The organism is Mesorhizobium sp. WSM4871 (genome assembly GCF_055811295.1).
In genome coordinates, this window is record NZ_JBVVPU010000003.1 from 82211 (window position 1) to 97528 (window position 15318).

14 protein-coding genes are annotated in these 15318 nt (G+C 64.5%); 9 read left to right on the forward strand and 5 right to left on the reverse strand.

The features are described 5' to 3' along the window. Window positions 1-88: 88 nt before the first annotated feature. Both AC0L2H_RS07050 and AC0L2H_RS07055 read right to left on the reverse strand, forming a co-directional pair. A complete protein-coding gene (locus tag AC0L2H_RS07050; protein WP_473589549.1) occupies window positions 89-1570 on the reverse strand; it encodes an esterase-like activity of phytase family protein in 1482 nt (493 codons plus the stop codon). 163 nt (window positions 1571-1733) lie between these two features. Further along, window positions 1734-2435 (reverse strand): response regulator transcription factor, encoded by a 702-nt coding sequence (locus AC0L2H_RS07055; RefSeq protein WP_473589550.1) that lies wholly within the window; start codon window positions 2433-2435, stop codon window positions 1734-1736. 322 nt (window positions 2436-2757) lie between these two features. On the opposite strand from AC0L2H_RS07055, the gene AC0L2H_RS07060 reads away from it, so the two are divergent. Next, window positions 2758-4944 carry a hybrid sensor histidine kinase/response regulator gene (locus AC0L2H_RS07060; protein ID WP_473589551.1) on the forward strand — a complete coding sequence of 729 codons (2187 nt, stop codon included), beginning with the start codon at window positions 2758-2760 and terminating at the stop codon, window positions 4942-4944. Next, window positions 4941-5654: a response regulator gene (locus AC0L2H_RS07065; protein WP_473589552.1), complete on the forward strand. Its 714-nt coding sequence runs from the start codon at window positions 4941-4943 to the stop codon at window positions 5652-5654. The genes AC0L2H_RS07060 and AC0L2H_RS07065 overlap by 4 nt, the downstream gene beginning before the upstream one ends. 88 nt (window positions 5655-5742) lie before the next feature. Here AC0L2H_RS07065 and AC0L2H_RS07070 read toward each other — a convergent pair whose 3' ends face one another. Next, window positions 5743-6594 (reverse strand): cation efflux transmembrane domain-containing protein, encoded by an 852-nt coding sequence (locus AC0L2H_RS07070; RefSeq protein ID WP_473589553.1) that lies wholly within the window; start codon window positions 6592-6594, stop codon window positions 5743-5745. A 107-nt stretch (window positions 6595-6701) separates the two neighbouring features. Between AC0L2H_RS07070 and AC0L2H_RS07075 the strand changes: the two genes are divergently transcribed. Both AC0L2H_RS07075 and AC0L2H_RS07080 read left to right on the forward strand, forming a co-directional pair. Then, window positions 6702-7142, forward strand: a complete 441-nt coding sequence (locus AC0L2H_RS07075) for a hypothetical protein (protein WP_473589554.1) — start codon at window positions 6702-6704, stop codon at window positions 7140-7142. Window positions 7143-7246: 104 nt separating this feature from the next. After that, window positions 7247-8101, forward strand: coding sequence for an ADYC domain-containing protein (locus tag AC0L2H_RS07080; protein WP_473589555.1), 855 nt, complete (start codon window positions 7247-7249; stop codon window positions 8099-8101). Here AC0L2H_RS07080 and AC0L2H_RS07085 read toward each other — a convergent pair whose 3' ends face one another. Beyond that, on the reverse strand, window positions 8102-9127 hold the full coding sequence (locus tag AC0L2H_RS07085; protein ID WP_473589556.1) for a LacI family DNA-binding transcriptional regulator: 1026 nt from the start codon (window positions 9125-9127) through the stop codon (window positions 8102-8104). It abuts the gene before it with no gap. A 192-nt stretch (window positions 9128-9319) separates the two neighbouring features. Between AC0L2H_RS07085 and AC0L2H_RS07090 the strand changes: the two genes are divergently transcribed. The 5 genes from AC0L2H_RS07090 to AC0L2H_RS07110 all read left to right on the forward strand — a co-directional run bounded on the left by AC0L2H_RS07090 (window position 9320) and on the right by AC0L2H_RS07110 (window position 14404). Then, on the forward strand, window positions 9320-10357 hold the full coding sequence (locus AC0L2H_RS07090) for a Gfo/Idh/MocA family protein (RefSeq protein WP_473589557.1): 1038 nt from the start codon (window positions 9320-9322) through the stop codon (window positions 10355-10357). After that, entirely contained in the window at window positions 10357-11262 is a 906-nt protein-coding gene (locus AC0L2H_RS07095) for a sugar phosphate isomerase/epimerase family protein (RefSeq protein ID WP_245437096.1), read from the forward strand. Before AC0L2H_RS07090 ends, AC0L2H_RS07095 begins: the two co-directional genes overlap by 1 nt. 207 nt (window positions 11263-11469) lie before the next feature. Continuing rightward, complete coding sequence (locus AC0L2H_RS07100) at window positions 11470-12483, forward strand: substrate-binding domain-containing protein (protein ID WP_473589558.1); 1014 nt, start codon at window positions 11470-11472, stop codon at window positions 12481-12483. 83 nt (window positions 12484-12566) lie between these two features. Then, window positions 12567-13364: an ATP-binding cassette domain-containing protein gene (locus tag AC0L2H_RS07105; protein ID WP_473589559.1), complete on the forward strand. Its 798-nt coding sequence runs from the start codon at window positions 12567-12569 to the stop codon at window positions 13362-13364. Continuing rightward, a complete protein-coding gene (locus tag AC0L2H_RS07110; RefSeq protein ID WP_473589560.1) occupies window positions 13361-14404 on the forward strand; it encodes an ABC transporter permease in 1044 nt (347 codons plus the stop codon). The genes AC0L2H_RS07105 and AC0L2H_RS07110 overlap by 4 nt, the downstream gene beginning before the upstream one ends. Before the next feature lie 160 nt (window positions 14405-14564). Here AC0L2H_RS07110 and AC0L2H_RS07115 read toward each other — a convergent pair. Beyond that, window positions 14565-15316, reverse strand: a protein-coding gene (locus tag AC0L2H_RS07115) for an IS5 family transposase (RefSeq protein ID WP_107653189.1) whose coding sequence is annotated in 2 segments (ribosomal slippage) — window positions 14565-14986 and window positions 14986-15316 — 753 coding nt in all. Because the reading frame shifts where the segments join, the coding sequence is not laid out codon by codon here. Between the last annotated feature and the right edge of the window lie 2 nt (window positions 15317-15318).

A 15318-nucleotide genomic window follows, 5' to 3' on the forward strand; every position in this document is an offset into this window, starting at 1 on the left:
AAAGGCTCAACTGAATCAGGCCCGCGATGATATCGCAGGCCTGATTCCCATGCACCTTTTTCCAGCCAGGGCGGGCCAGATGGCTGGGCTAGTTCGCGACGAGGCTGTTTCCCGACAGGCCGGGGAGCGTGACCTGATAGACAAGGAACATGGTGTCGACATCGGCGCCGTCCTCGGCCTTGTAGGGCGCGCCGACCTGGAAACCGTCCTGCGTCATGAAGTCGTTGTCATTGGCGACGAACAGGAAATAGTCGTCGGGCAGCTTGGGGTCGAGCACGCTGACCAGCGACATCGCTTCCCACTTCTCCGAAAGGTTGTCCTTGTCGTTCGGCTTGCCATTGTGCAGGCCGAAGCGGCCAAGCTCGGCCTTGTCGTTGAGGTCGATGAACGGCGTCAGCCTGGCCGGAGTCACTGACGGGTCGAGCACGCCCTTGGGCGCCACCGGCTTGCCGGCGGCGTCGAAGGCGCCGCCGGCGATGTCGGTGGCGGCGGAGAGGTCGACGATGTCGATCTTGCGATAGAGCGAGGCGTCGCCCTTCAAGCCCTGGCCGTTGCCGCTGTCGCGCGCCAGCATCAGGAAGGTCTTGTCCGACAGCGCGACGATTTCGCTCTGCGCCGCAACCTTGGTCTTGTCCTTGGCATCCTTGAACACCGGCAGCGGCACGACATATTCATGCGCCAGCTTCAGGTGAGCGGGATCGGAGGCGTCGTAGACCAGCGCCCTGGTGTTCTGGCGCGTCGAAGGCTGATCGCCGCCGTCCTGCCGCGGCGCGGATTGCAGCACCGCGATCAGGAACTTGCCATCCGGCGTCATCGCCATGCCTTCGAGGCCCTGGTTGTTCTGGCGGCCGGTCTCGGGATCCTTCGGATCTGGTCCGGCGGCACCGGGGCCTGGATTGTCCGATGCAAAATTCGGCGTGCCATGGCGCATTGGCACCAGCGCCGCCGGCGGTTGCGTGGCCGACATCAAATGGCCGTCGGCCGAGAAGCGATAGATGTTCGGGCCGTATTCGTCGGAGATGAACATCGTGCCGTCGGGCAGCCGCACGATCGCCTCGTTGTCGAGCGCCAGCTTGCCATTGTCGGCCTGCGGCAGCATCGGCATGTCGCCGCTTGCTGCGCGCACACCGTTGAGCGGGTCGAGGCCGGTGGCGTCGGCATTCTTGTCGTCGGTCAAGAGCATTGTGTCGGCGAGCGTCGCCTTGACGCCCGACTGTTCCTGTCCGGCGGCGGGCGCCGCGCCCGGTGCTACCGGTGCAAGCTCGATGGCGATGGTGTTGAGGCGCGGCCGGTAGTCGGTGGTGCCGACGACGTTGTAGCCGCGATCCGGCAGCAGCCAGAGCGAACCCTTGTAGCCGGCCGCGTCATGCGTCCAGCCCTTGGCGTCGATCGACATGCCGGAACCGGAGCCGAAGGTCTCGCCGAACTTGTCCTTCTGGCTGGCCGGAATGCGGCCGACGCCGACCAGTCCCTTGTTGACATAAGCGACGCCATCGGCGAGCGCCGGGGTGAGGGCGGTGAACAAAGCGAGCGCGACACCGAGCGAGGCGGTTCGATACAGATTTTTCATGGATATCCCCTTTGTGACGAAGCGTGCCGGAGCGGGCGCAACCTAGGGGCGTCGCATCGATGATGCCGCCCGCGCCTTTCCGCCAAGCGGTCTAGGACGCGAACATGATACTTGCGTGACAGGGCGGCGCTGACCTCGTCAGGTAGAGGTCGGCGGGTTAGCGTCACCCTCGCGGGTGCAGATATCCGGCCCCGCGGATCGTCTTGATCAGCTCCGGCTTGGCCGGATCCTTTTCGAGCCGGCGGCGCAGCCGGGTAATGCGGCTGTCGATGCTGCGGTCAAAGGGTTCGTCGCCTCTTGGCGGCGCAAGGTCGAGCAGTTCGTCGCGGCCGATGACCTGACCGGGCCGGGTGGCGAAAGCCGCCACCAGGTCAAGCTCCATCGGCGTCAGCGGAAAGGCCACGCCGTCAGCGTCGAGGACGTTTCGCGCGCGCGAATCGAACACGTAGGTTCCGAAGGCGAAATGCCCGGCGGCCAGGACGCCGCCATTATCCGCCCGCTTTGGCCTGCGCCGGCGCAGCACCGCGGCGATCCGCGCTTCAAGCTCGGCTGGAGCAAAGGGTTTTGCGAGATAGTCGTCGGCGCCGACCTCGAGGCCCGCCACCTTGTCGAAGACCGAATCGGCACCCGTCAGCATCAGAATGCCAGCGTCGTGATGCTCGCGCAGCCAGCGGGCCAGGCTGAAGCCGTTCTCGCCCGGCATGTTGAGATCGAGAACGACAAGATCGGCTTTCGCCGCGGCGATGGCTTCGCGCAGTTCGACGCCGCCGGAAGCGATACGTATCTGATAGCCTTTCGCCTGCAAATAGTCGGCGATCATGAACGCCACATCGGTCTCGTCGTCCACGACAATGATGTCGGCCATGCGTTCCCCCGCGGCGAGCGACGCGCCAAAGGTACAGGGCATTCGCCGCGGGTCAACCGCGGGGATGGCCCACCCGCCGGCGATTTCGGGTCGGTTCGACACAATTGAAACAATGGAGGCCGAGAAAACCGGGCCAGGGGCAACATCGCGACATCGTTGTGAAACCTCTGTGTCGTTGTCTATCCAGCAACATTGCCAATGACGACGCGTTGGCGACACGGCCAGATAATGGCTGACTTGACAGGCCGGGGGCCGACCAGTCCACTGGCCCGTGCGGGAACAGAACCGTCGCGACGGCGCATCCGTCTGGGGAGATCTCGCCTTGCCGGCCTCCTGGAACCAGCCCTTGTCCCGGCGTTACGCGCTGGCGATGGCCGCCCTGCCTCTCATATTGCTTGTCGCCGGTCTCGGCCTGCATCAGTTCCATAGTGGGCAAGGTTCGCTTCTTCCCTACGCGGTCATCCTGGCCTGCCTGCTGGTCTTCCTCTTCGCCGTGCACAGGATATTTCCGCCCGAACTGGGGCGTCCGGCTGCCTTCGACGCGTTCGGCGGCGATGCGGTCGAACAAGAACTTGCCCGACAGGCGTTGGCGGAAAGCGAGCAGCGCTATCGCAGCGTCGTCGAGTTGCAGACGGAGTTCGTCGTGCGAATGTCGCCGGACGGCTATTTGAGTTTCGTCAACGATGCCTATTGCCGGGCCTGCAAAATGACCCGCGAACAGCTGCTGGACCCGTCCTGGTGCGAGCTCGACGTGCTGCCGCCCGACGAGCGGCGCCGGTTTGTCGAGCATCTTGCCCGCCTGACCCCCGACGCGCCGGACGCCGGGATGGAACTTCTCAATGCGATGCCCGACGGCACGCGCAGATGGCTGGCCTGGAACGACCATGGCATTTTCGACAGCGACGGCCACCTTGTCGAAGTGCAGTCGGTCGGTCGCGACATCTCCGACCGCGTCCTGGCCGAGCAGGCGCGGTTTGAAGCCGAGAAACTTTCGGGAGAAAGGGAGGCGCAATTCCGCGCCATCGCCGAAGGCGTGCCGCTGCCCATCATCATCTCGGCAATCGAAGGGCCGGAAATCCTGTTCGTCAACGAGCCGGCGCGCAAAACGCTCGGAGTCGAGGTCGGCCAGATCGGAGCGGAAGCGATATCGACCTGGGAAGATCGTGCAAGGCGAGACGATCTGCTGCGGCTTTTGCTGAAAGATGGCATCGTCGACGCATTCGAGGCCGGCATGACCACCATGCAGGGGTCGAGAATCGATACGCTGGTTTCGGCGCGCCTCATCACGCGAGGCGGCCGTTCGGCCATGCTTGCGGCCGTCACCGACATTACCCGCCAGCGCGAGGCCGAGGCCGAGATCGCGCGCCAGCGTGAGACATTGTATCAGTCGGAAAAGCTCTCCGCGCTTGGCTCGCTGCTGGCGGGCGTGGCGCACGAACTCAACAATCCGCTTTCCGTCGTCATCGGCTACAGTTCGATGCTGAAGGAATTCTCGACCGACAGCACGACCGTGGGGCGCGCCGACAAGATCCACGCGGCGGCCGAGCGATGCTCGCGGATCGTCCGCACCTTTCTGGCGATGGCCCGCAAGAAGCCGCCGACCAGAGGCGCCGTCGACATCAATGAAGTCGTCACCGCTTCGCTGGAACTTGCCGCCTACGGCTTGCGTTCGGCAGGGGTCGAAATCCGCACCGAACTGGAGGAACCGCTTGCCAACATCTGGGGCGACAGGGACCAGCTGCATCAGGTGGTCACCAATCTGGTGGTGAATGCGCAGCAGGCCTTGCTGCAGGTTCCGCACCCGCGGCGGCTGACCATCGTCACGTCAGGGGAAGGCGATGTCGTCGAGATCCTTGTCGCCGACAATGGTCCAGGCATGACCGAAGCGGTCCGCGCACGCGCCTTCGAGCCGTTCTACACGACGAAGCTGGCCGGCGAGGGCACCGGGGTCGGATTGTCGGTCTGCCAGGGCATCGTCAGCGCCCATGACGGCAGCATAGAGCTGGATACGGCGGAGGGCCGCGGCGCGCGGTTCACGGTCCGGCTTCCGAGCGGCAAGGCAGAGGCCGTTGCGCCCGAGGCCACCGGAAGGATGTCGCCGGCGCCGGCGGCCGCGCGCATCCTGGTGGTCGACGACGATGCCGACATTGCCTCGATGATCGCCGAGATGCTGCGCCGCGACGGCCACGACGTTACCATCGCCGACGATGCGAATGCTGCGCTCAAGGCGGTGCGCGAGGATGGGATCGACCTGTTGATCAGCGACATACGCATGCCCGGCCTCGACGGTCCCGGGCTCTATCGCGCGCTGGAAGAACTGCGCCCCGGGCTCACCCGGAGGTTGCTGTTCGTGACCGGCGACACGCTGGCGCCCGAGATCGACCGCTTCATCGGCGAGACGGGCGCGCCGGTGATCGAGAAGCCGCTCGATCCGCAAACCTTTCGCAGGCTGGTGACGGAGCGCCTGAGAGCGATGGAAACCAGCGCAATGGAAGAGGCCGAAGCGTGACGGGACAGAAATTGCTCATCGTCGACGACGAAGCGTCCTTGCGCGAGATGCTGTGCGACTACCTGCCGATGCATGGCTTCGACGTTCGGGCCGTTGCGGATGGCGCGGGCATGAGCATCGAGCTTGACCGCTTCGGCCCCGATCTCGTTATTCTCGACGTCAATCTCATCGGCGAAAGCGGCTACGATCTCGCCCGCGAAATCGCCAGGCGGAGCCGCGCCGGCATCCTGATGCTGACCGCCGTCGGCGACCTGCCGCATCGCCTCGAAGGTCTTGCCGCCGGGGCGGACGATTATATGGCAAAGCCGTTCGAGCCGCGCGAATTGCTGGCGCGGGTGAGGAGCGTCATCCGACGCCTGGGCGAGGAAGAGCGAACGCCGGCGAGCCGCATTCGTTTCGGCCGCTGCGTGCTCGATATGGCCGGCCGCACCATGGTCGATCCCGATGGCGCCGATGTGCGGCTGACCTCCATGGAGTTCGACCTGCTATGCGTGTTCGCGCGCCATCCCCGGCAGATATTGTCGCGCGACCAGCTTTGCAGACTCGCGCACAACAGGGATCTCGAGCCGGGCGACCGAAGCATCGACATCCGCATCACCCGGCTGCGCAAGAAGTTCGAAACCGAACCCGATGCTCCGGCGGTGCTGGTGACGGTGCGTGGCGAAGGTTATTTTTACGAGCCTGCTCACGACGTCGCCGGGCATCGCTAGAAACGGGGCTGCCGGAAGAAGAAGTCGCCGGGAGAAGCGGCTTGACGACTGGCCTGCGGCCGGGATGGATCAAGGCGGTCCCTTGTTCTCACACAACCGGTTTGCGCGCCCTGCGGAACTGCCGTCGCAGGCTTCGAACGGCATCGCGCACCACGGGAACGGTCCAGCGCGCTGTCATCGTCGCGATCAGCAGTCCGGCGACCGGATCGATGAAGCGGGCAATGACGGCGCCATGCCAGACCATCGCTATTGCAAGGGAGGCCGCGATCAGCAGATTCGAGGAGAGCTTGTCCGAGAACAGGCAGATCTGCGCGCGGGCCAGCGCGGAGGGGGCAGCCATGTTGCGGGCCTTCCAGCGGCGCAGGATCCAGAAATTGACCGCCGCGTAGGCCACGTTCAGGCCCAGGGCGAGAACGACGCCGGGACCGTGGGGCTCGACACCGCCGAGGGCGATGCGCTGGACAGCGACGCCCGCGACGACTGCCATGGAAAGGCACATGCCGACGGCGGCGAGCGCGTTGACGAGTGTCTCGGCCAAGGCTGCCCGGCGCTTGTTCATGCCCGGTTTCCTGCCGCCGCCAGTCACAACCAGGACGCAGACCAGCACCAGCATGTCCATCAGCGTCAGCACGAGATCGGCGCGGATGGTCAAGGAGGTGGACGTTGCCGCCGCATACGCCGTCAGAAGCAGGCCGGGAGTGCCCGCCAGCACCGCCAGACGGGCCGTTCGGGCAGCCGCGCCATCCGATCCATCATTGGTTTTTCGCAAAGCTTGCATCGCCAGAAATCTCCCCGTTCTGACGTCATCGATGCGGCAGGGATGTTGCGTGGATTTGCCGACTTGCTGCTCAAAGGTTTCCTTTGTGTCGCCGCGCCGTGCGCACTGGGCGCGGCGCCCGGACGATCGCCACAACTGAAACAATCGCGACGAATTCGGCATTCGTCCGAAACAGTCGGGAGCGAGAAGCCGCGCCATGGAGCGAACCCGACGGGATGGCTCCGCGGAAAATGAAAAAGGAAACCAAGATGTATTGCTTCAAGATTTATATGGCCGCCGCTGCGGCGATGGCCTACCTGGCCGCACCGGCCAGCGCCGGAGGCCCGGAAGGCACCAACGGCAAGTCGCTGAACGGCCTGATGCAGAATTCGCTGACCAGCAACTCGTTGACGAGCAATTCGCTCACCAGCAATGGCCTCGGCGTCTATGCACTCAACGGCGTGCATGCCGACGGCATCGTTTTGGCGAAAAGCCTCGCTCCGGCCGGCAAGTCCGTCGTCGACCCGAACGACCGCAACTTGCCGGCTGTTCAGCGCGGCGGTGGCTCCATCATCGACCCGAACGATCGCAGTTTGCCGGCTGTCCAGAAGAACAATGTCCGATCGTCGACCGCCGGAAAGCAAAGCAATGGCCTTCCGTCCGTCAACCACGGCTTTGGCGGGGGTGACGGGGCTAACCATGACCGGCCGACCCCCTCGCCGAGGCGTTAGGCATCAACGATAGACGGGCGGCCTTGTGCCGTCCGTTCTCTGTCAATGAAACAACCCGCCGAACTTCAAACCACCATTCACAAAGCGCACCGTCAGGAGCCCAAATGCCACGTCGCGGGAACTACACATTGGTCGCCATCGCCACCGCCATCTTCGGCATCGCCGCGGCATTCCCGGCCGCGGCCGGGAGCGGAGAGATGATCGGCTCGATTTCCGTCGTGGGCACACGGTTCGAGGTGACGACAGAAGACGGTCGCATCGTCCCTCAGGACGATCTCGTCGGCGCCGTTCTGACCATCGGCGACGGGCAGGACCGGGTGCCGTTGCGCATCGATGCGGTCGAGACAGATCCGCGGAATCCCGATGGCGCGATCATGCTCTACTCCATGTCGAGCCGTGACGCGGCGACCGGCGAGTGGCACAACATCTGCGAAGCCGACATTGAAGGCCGGCGCATGGGCTTTCCGCTCGCCGGGATCTGGACGCAGGACGGGCGCCATCTGCCGTTCGGTACGGCCTTCAGCATCACCTGCACCGGCGGCGCTCAGGCGAAATGCGTGCGCTTCGGCTATCGGCCTTGGGAAAGATCGGCGGACGGCACGTCGCTGTGGGACCATCATCAGGCGTGCACCCGCATGATCCGCGCCGATTATTGCGGCGATGGCGTCGGCCACACCCGCAACGGGACGCCGATCGTCGTCTACGACCGCAAGGGCATCCAGCAGGACGAGGCGGTGCCGGACATGTCGTTCGAAGCGGCATGGGATGCCGGCGGCGCGCTTTGCGTCAGCCACACGAGAATACCGGATGTGCTGACGATGGAGGGGCTGGCGCGGATCTGCCCTGATGTGCGGCGACAGGAGCGGCCAGCGGCGTGCGAAAGCCTGGCCGGGGCGCTGATCCTCAACCGTTCGATCGACCTGCGCCGTGGAGCGGGGCGTCAACCGACCGCGCCGTGATCAGTCGCTGTCGCGTGCGATCAACTCGAGCGGCCAGACTTCGCGAATGGTCCTCGGACCTTCCTCGCCGGCGTAGGCCGGGATCGAGGCCAGCAGCATTTCGGCGAGCCGCCGTCCCATCGGCTCCAGGGGAGGGCGGAAGGCAGTCAGCGCCGGCGAGAAATAGCGGCAGAGCGGCGTGTCGACGATGACGATCACCGCCATGTCGTGGCCGGGCCTGATGCCCATCTCGGCCAGCGCCTTGCAGCCGCCGAGCGCCATGGCGTCATTGTTGAAGATGATGGCGGTCGGCGGGTTCCGGGAATTCATTACCCCCGGCGTCACTTCGTAGCCGCCGGCCTCGTTGATGAAGCCGGACGCGATCAGTTCGGGATCGACCTCGATGCCATGCCGCCGCAAGGCCTTGCGATAGCCGGCCAGAAAGAGATAGCCGAAATTGAGGTTGAGCGATGGACGGATGGCGGCGATGCGGCGGTGGCCGCGCGCAACGAGGCGATCGACGGCGTCGGCGCCGGCCTTTTCGAAATCGAGGTCGAGCGAGGGATAGGACTTGCCACCGGACCGGCTGCGCCCGAGCGTCGCGAACGGGAAGCCGACCCTGGTCAGATAATCGATGCGCTCGTCCTCGCGCCGCGTCCAGGCCAGCACTACGGCGTCGGCCCGGCGTGTCTCGACGACGCGGCGCAGGCGCTCCTGCTGATAGTCGCCCGGCGCGCCCATCACCACGATCAGGTCGAGCCCGCGTTCGGCGAGTTTCGCCTGCAGTCCCGTCAGGAACGGAATGAAGAACGGCTCGCCATACTGCTGGTCGCCGGGATGCGGCTGCAGCATGAAGGCGATCGAATGGGTCGAGCCGCGCCGCAGGCTGCGCCCGGACTGGTTCGGCGAATAGTTCAGCTTTGCCGCGGCATCGAGCACGCGCTGGCGCGTATCGGCATTGACGTCGGCGCGCCCGTTGAGCGCACGCGACACGGTGCCGATCGAAATATTCAGGTGACGCGCGAGGTCGTGGATGCTGGACGCCAAGGACAGTTCTCCCCCTTGCTTGGCTAGCACCGGCAGCCGCGCAGGCCAAGGATAAAGACGATTTTTCGCGAGCGGCCAATTGACATTCTATCTCATCAGGTGTGTTGTCGTAAACGTTTACGGAAAAACGTTTACGGTGATGCCCGTGAATGCCGTGACTTCGGTCTGGAGGGGCCGAACGGGAGGAGTTGGATGATGGATGTCGTCCTGGTCGGCTGCGGCGCGATGAGCAAGCGCTGGCTCGATGCCGCAAGGCAGATCGACGGGCTCAGCATTGTCGGCCTTGTCGATCTCGACGCCGAGCGGGCGAAGGCGAGGGCGCTCGAATACGAGCTTTCCGATGCCGTCATCGGAACCAGCCTCGACGCGGTGCTCGACCAGACCAAACCCCAGGCGGTGTTCGATGTCGTGGTCCCCGCCGCCCGGCGCGATGTCGCGCTTTCCGCCTTTGCGCATCACTGTCATCTGTTGACCGAGAAGCCGCTGGCCGACAGTCCGGAGAATGCGCGCGCCATCGTCGAGGCGGCGCGTCAGGCGGGCCGCGTCCATGCCGTCGTCCAGAACCGCCGCTACCTCGCCAATGTCAGGCGCATCAGGCGCTTTCTTTCTTCCGGCGCCATCGGGAAGCCGACCAGCATCCATGCCGACTTCTTCATCGCCCCGCATTTCGGCGGCTTTCGCGAGGAAATGGCCCATGTCCTGCTGCTCGACATGGCGATCCACACATTCGACGCCGCCCGCTACATGGTCGGCGGCGAGCCGGTGAGCGTCTATTGCCAGGAATGGGAACCGACGAATTCCTGGTACCGGCAGGGATCGTCGGCCAGTGCTGCCTTCGATCTCGGCGGCGGAAAGGTCTTCACCTATGCCGGCTCCTGGTGCGCAAATGGCTTCCGCACCAGCTGGGAAGGCAGCTGGCGCATCGTCGCCGAGCGCGGCAGCCTGCTCTGGGACGGCCATGACGATCTGAAGGCTGAGGTCGCGCTGTCCGTCCGGGACGGGCTTTTCGACAAAACCGAGCCGGTGGACGTGCCGCCGCTCGATCCGGCGGACCGCGTCGACGGCCATCTCGGCATCATCAGGGATTTCATGCACGCCATTGAGACCGGCACCGAGCCGGAAACGCGCGGCACCGACAATATCAAGAGCCTGGCCATGGTCTTTGGCGCCATCGAAAGCGCCGAGACCGGGCGCCGGGTGTCGATCGCAGAACTCAAGGACGCACAATGATGCCAAACCCGCTTCTCGATATCAGGATCGGCACCATGGTGCGGGCCAATCTCGACGACCCGGCTGCCTATATCAAGCAGATCCTGCCGCTCGGCTTCGAGAGCATCCAGCCCTTCTTCTGGCAGACGCTGGGCGGCAAGGACCTGCCGAGGCTGGCCGGCCAGATCCGCGACGCCATCGGCGATGCCGACGTCATCGTCTCGTCGCTGGGCGTATTCGGCAACCCGCTGGAAAGCGGCGATATCGATCAGGGCGTGCTGAAGGCCTGGGAGACGGTCATCGACAATGCGCATCTGTTTGGAACCAGCGTTGTCAGCGGCTTCACCGGCCGCATCCGCGGCAAGAAGCTGACCGACAGCCTGCCGCGCTTCCGCGAGGTCTGGGGGGAACTGGCCAAGCGCGCCGCCGACAAGGGCGTGCGCATCGCCTTCGAGAATTGCGCCATGGACGGCAACTGGGCCAGCGGCGACTGGAACATCGCCCACAATCCCGACGCCTGGGAGCTGATGTTCAACGAACTGCCCGATGAAAATCTCGGCCTCGAATGGGAGCCCTGCCACCAGCTCGTCTATCTGATCGACCCGATGCCCCAGATCCGCAAATGGGCGCCGCGCATCTTCCATGTCCACGGCAAGGACGCGACGGTGCGCTGGGACGTGATCCGCGAGCATGGCGTGTTCGGCCGGCTGCCATTCGTGCAGATGCGCACGCCGGGCTTCGGCGACAGCGACTGGACGCGGGTAATCAGCGAATTGCGGCTCGCCGGTTACAAGGGCGCCATCGACATCGAGGGCTGGCACGACCCGGTCTACCGCGGCGATCTCGAGATCACCGGGCAGGTTCGGGCGCTGGACTATCTCAAGCAATGCCGGGGAGGTGCGACGTATCTGCCGAACCCGGCGTGAGGCTAATGCATGTCGCGCAAAAGTGTGCAGCGGTTTTGCGACAACGACATGCATCAAACAGGGACTTAAAGCGCGTCGCATGCATCCGTTCAAACGCGACGCGCTTTAAGCTGGCGGGAGGAGCCGGCCAGCGAAGCATTGCGGCGACAAGCCGAAGCATTCGTCGAAACCCCTCGGCTTGCGAGGGAACAATGGGAGGATAAGTGCATGAGCATCGCGATGAGAACGACAGTTCTGCGCTCGACCGTCGTGGCCGCCGCCACGGCGCTCGCTGCCGCAATCTCCACCTTGCCGGCGCAGGCACTCGACGCCCAATGGTGCAAGGATGTCCATATCCGCTACTTCGTCGGCGGCGCCGAGGGCGATGCCTTCGGCACCATCGTCTACAACGGCGCCAAGCAGGCGGCGGCCGATCTCGGACCCAAGGTCGACTACATCTTTTCCCAGTGGGATGTCGAGAAGATGGTGCAGCAATTGCGCGAAGCGGTCGCGGTCAAGCCCAACGGCATCGCCATGATGGGTCATCCCGGCGACGCTTCCATCATGCCGCTGGCCGAACAGGCGCACAAGGACGGCATCAAGATGATGTACCAGAACGTGCCGGTGCCGAAAGTGGTGGAAGCGTTCGGCGGCGGCTATGTCGGCGCCCAGCAGGAACAGCAGGGTCGCGCGCTCGGCGCCGAGGCGTTCAAGCTGGCCGGGCTCAAGGCCGGCGACAAGGCGATCATGATCGGTCCGTTCGAGAACGAGGCCCGCGGGGCGCGCGAGCGCGGCACCGTCGCCGCGCTGAAGGAAGCCGGCGTCGAGGTCATCCAGCTTTCCTCGCCGCCAAGCGGCGAATGGGCGTCCGACCCCAATCTGGCCATCCCGGTGATCACCGCGGCACTGCTCAACAACCCTGATGTCAAGGCGGTCGGCTATCCCGGCGGGCAGATGCTTGGCAACGTCCCGACCTACATGCAGGCGGCGGGCAGGAAGCCGGGCGACATCTTCAATTTCGGCTTCGACACCAGTCCGCAGATCGTCGAGGGCTTCAAGGGCGGCTGGGTACAGCTGACGGCCGACCAGCAGCCGTTCCTGCAGGGCTATCTGCCGATCCTCAGCCTCTGCCAGCAGGTGGTGCTTGGGCTGGCGCCGATGAATGTCGACACCGGCGCCGGCTTCGTCACGCCGCAGAATTATGAGATCGTCGCCGAGCTGGCCAAGCAGGCGCTGCGCTGACCTCCCAAGCCGTCGGCCGGGATCTGGCCCGGCCGGCGGGGCCGCTGGCGGGGAACGCCGGCACGAACTCAAGCGAGGATCCGATGGCCGAACGCATCATCGAACTGCGCGATATCAAGAAGTCCTACGGTCAGGTCTATGCGTTGGGCGGGGTCAATCTCAGCGTCGACCGCGGCGAGGTGGTCGGCCTGATCGGCGACAATGGCGCCGGCAAGTCGACGCTGATCAAGATCCTGTCCGGCGTGGTCCAGCCGACCAGCGGCGAGATCCTGGTGCGCGGCGAGCCGGTGACCGGATGGAGCCCGGCGCGCTCGCGCGACGCCGGCATCGAGACGGTGTTCCAGGACAGGGCGCTCGCCGTGCAGCAGACCATCGTGCGCAACATCTTCATGGGCCGCGAGCTCACCAGCTTTATGGGCTGGCTCAAGGTCAACAAGGAAATAGAAGAAGCGAGCCGGCTGATGCGCGAGATCGGCTTCACCTCGAAAGTGTTTACGCCGCACTCGATCGTCGGCCAGCTCTCGGGCGGCGAGCGCCAGGGCGTCGCGATCGCGCGCGCCATCTACAAGAAGGCGGAGCTGATCGTGCTGGACGAGCCGACGACCGCGCTGTCGCTGACCGAGACCGCCAAGGTGTTCCACTTCGTGCGCCAGGTGCGGGCGAGCGGCCGATCGATCCTGTTCATCGGCCACAACATCCACCACGTCTTCGACATCGCCGACCGCTTCGTCGTGCTCGACCGCGGCAAGGTCGCGCTCACCGCCGGCCGCAGCGAGGTCAAGTCGGCCGAGGACCTGATCAACTTCATGGAAGACGTGGCGCATCCCGGCGGCCTGCCCGGCTTGCACGACGCCGGCGACGCGGGGAGGGCAGCGCGATGAGCAAGATCATGGAACCCGATCTGCAAAGCCCGCTCGGCGGCACGCATAATGAGGGGAAAGAATGGCGACATCCGTCCGACAATTGGCTGCGTGGCTTCATCCTCGACAACCGCGCTTCACTCGGCACGCTTGGCGTGTTCATCGTCATGATGGCGGTGTTCATGATTGCCAACCCGGTCGTCTTCACCACCTGGTATCTCTACAGCTCGGTGCTGACCACGCTGCCGGTGGCGCTGTTCGTGGTGGTGCCGCTGGTCTTCGTCGTCACCTGCGGCGAGATCGACCTGTCGTTTCCGGCGACAATGGGCTTTGCCTCATGGGTGTTCGCGCTGGTGGTGCAGGCCGGCTACGACCCGTTTCTCGGCATTGCCGCGGCACTCGTCACCGGCATGCTGCTCGGCTTCCTGGTTGGGTCGCTGGTCGTCTATGGCGGGCTGTCGTCGCTGATCGCCACGCTCGGCATGAATTTCCTGCTGCGCGGCCTGATCCAGATCATCAACGAGGGCAAGTCGACGGCGCTGACCAGCCTCGCCGACAGCTGGGCCTACAAGATCTTCTCCAGCCAGATCTGGGGCATCCCGGTGCAGATCTTCTGGGCCATCGCCTTCGTCGTGCTGTCGGCGCTGCTCTACAACAGGCATCGCTTCGGTGCGCAGGTGAGGGTGGTCGGCGACAATCCCGACAGCGCCCAGCAGATGGGCATCGACGTCAAGCGGGTGCGGGTGAAAGTGTTCGTCTTCGTCGGCATCGGCGCGGCGATCGCCGGCACGTTCTCGGTGATGATCAACTTCACCTGGTGGCCGACGGCCGGTGACGGCTATCTGCTGCCGGTGCTGGCCTCGGTCTTCGTCGGCGGCACGCCAACCTGGGGCGGCATCGGCACTGTGGTCGGCGGCGCCATCGGCGCGGTCACGGTGGCGTTCATCCAGACCGGCGTGGTGGCGGCGGGACTGAGCGGCTTCTACGTCCAGTTCTTCAACGGGTTGATCATCATCCTGTCGCTGCTCGGGCATAAGTGGAACCAGGCAAGGTACAGGTGAGGGCAGTTTCGTTGACGGGCCGCATGCGTTGATGGAGGGAGACGCCCGTCGCTTCGTCATCCTCGGGTCTGCGCGACGGAGCTTCGCTCCTGCTTCGCCCGTGGATGACGAAGGTGGGGAGGCTTCCGCCAGAGAATGTCGCTTTAAGGCTTGTTGAGATTCACCGTGAGTTTATGACGGCGGCTGCGAGATTGATGAAGGCTGCGAAGCTCTGATCGGTTTTGTCGGCGCGCATGGCGATACGCTTGAATTCCTTGAGCTTGCAGAAGAAGTTCTCGATCAGATGGCGCCATTTGTAGAGTTCCTTGTCGAGCGGCAGGGGAAAAGTACGACGTGAGTGCTGTGAAATAACGATTCTGGCGCCGCGCTCATTCAGGTCGGCAATGATGGTGTTGCTGTCGAAGGCTTTGTCGGCGATCAAGCCGCCGAAACAGACACCATTGATGAGCGGTGCAACACCCACCGTGTCGAACCGCTGGCCGGGCAAAAGAACAAAGCGCACAAGATTGCCAAGTGCATCGGTGAGTGCCAGGATTTTGGTTGTCATGCCGCCCTTGGAGCGGCCTATGGCCTGGCTTTGAGTCCCCCTTTTGCGCCCTGGCCGTGGCGGTGGACCTTGACGATGGTGGCATCGACCATGGCGTATTCCATATCCGGCTCATCCGAGCAGGCCTCGAAAAGCCGAATGAAAACATCGGCTTTGACCCAATCGCGGTATCGCTTGAAAACCGTGTTCCAGCTCCCGAAGAAGGCTGGAAGGTCGCGCCACGGGCTTCCTGTCCGCACGATCCAAAGCAATGCCTCAATGAAGCGGCGATTGTCGCCACCACTTCGTCCGGGATCGGCTGGCTTACCCAGACAATGCGGTTCCATCTTCGCCCATTGGGCGTCCGTCAGCACAAATCGTTCCATCC

Excerpts from the sequence above, each read along its gene's own strand:
- AC0L2H_RS07095 (WP_245437096.1), top strand. The coding sequence starts at position 10,357 with ATGCCAAACCCGCTTCTCGATATCAGGATCGGCACCATGGTGCGGGCC.
- AC0L2H_RS07050 (WP_473589549.1), bottom strand. The coding sequence starts at position 1,570 with ATGAAAAATCTGTATCGAACCGCCTCGCTCGGTGTCGCGCTCGCTTTG.
- AC0L2H_RS07105 (WP_473589559.1), top strand. The coding sequence starts at position 12,567 with ATGGCCGAACGCATCATCGAACTGCGCGATATCAAGAAGTCCTACGGT.
- AC0L2H_RS07100 (WP_473589558.1), top strand. The coding sequence starts at position 11,470 with ATGAGCATCGCGATGAGAACGACAGTTCTGCGCTCGACCGTCGTGGCC.
- AC0L2H_RS07075 (WP_473589554.1), top strand. The coding sequence starts at position 6,702 with ATGGCCGCCGCTGCGGCGATGGCCTACCTGGCCGCACCGGCCAGCGCC.
- AC0L2H_RS07110 (WP_473589560.1), top strand. The coding sequence starts at position 13,361 with ATGAGCAAGATCATGGAACCCGATCTGCAAAGCCCGCTCGGCGGCACG.
- AC0L2H_RS07090 (WP_473589557.1), top strand. The coding sequence starts at position 9,320 with ATGATGGATGTCGTCCTGGTCGGCTGCGGCGCGATGAGCAAGCGCTGG.
- AC0L2H_RS07070 (WP_473589553.1), bottom strand. The coding sequence starts at position 6,594 with ATGCCGAATTCGTCGCGATTGTTTCAGTTGTGGCGATCGTCCGGGCGC.
- AC0L2H_RS07055 (WP_473589550.1), bottom strand. The coding sequence starts at position 2,435 with ATGGCCGACATCATTGTCGTGGACGACGAGACCGATGTGGCGTTCATG.
- AC0L2H_RS07080 (WP_473589555.1), top strand. The coding sequence starts at position 7,247 with ATGCCACGTCGCGGGAACTACACATTGGTCGCCATCGCCACCGCCATC.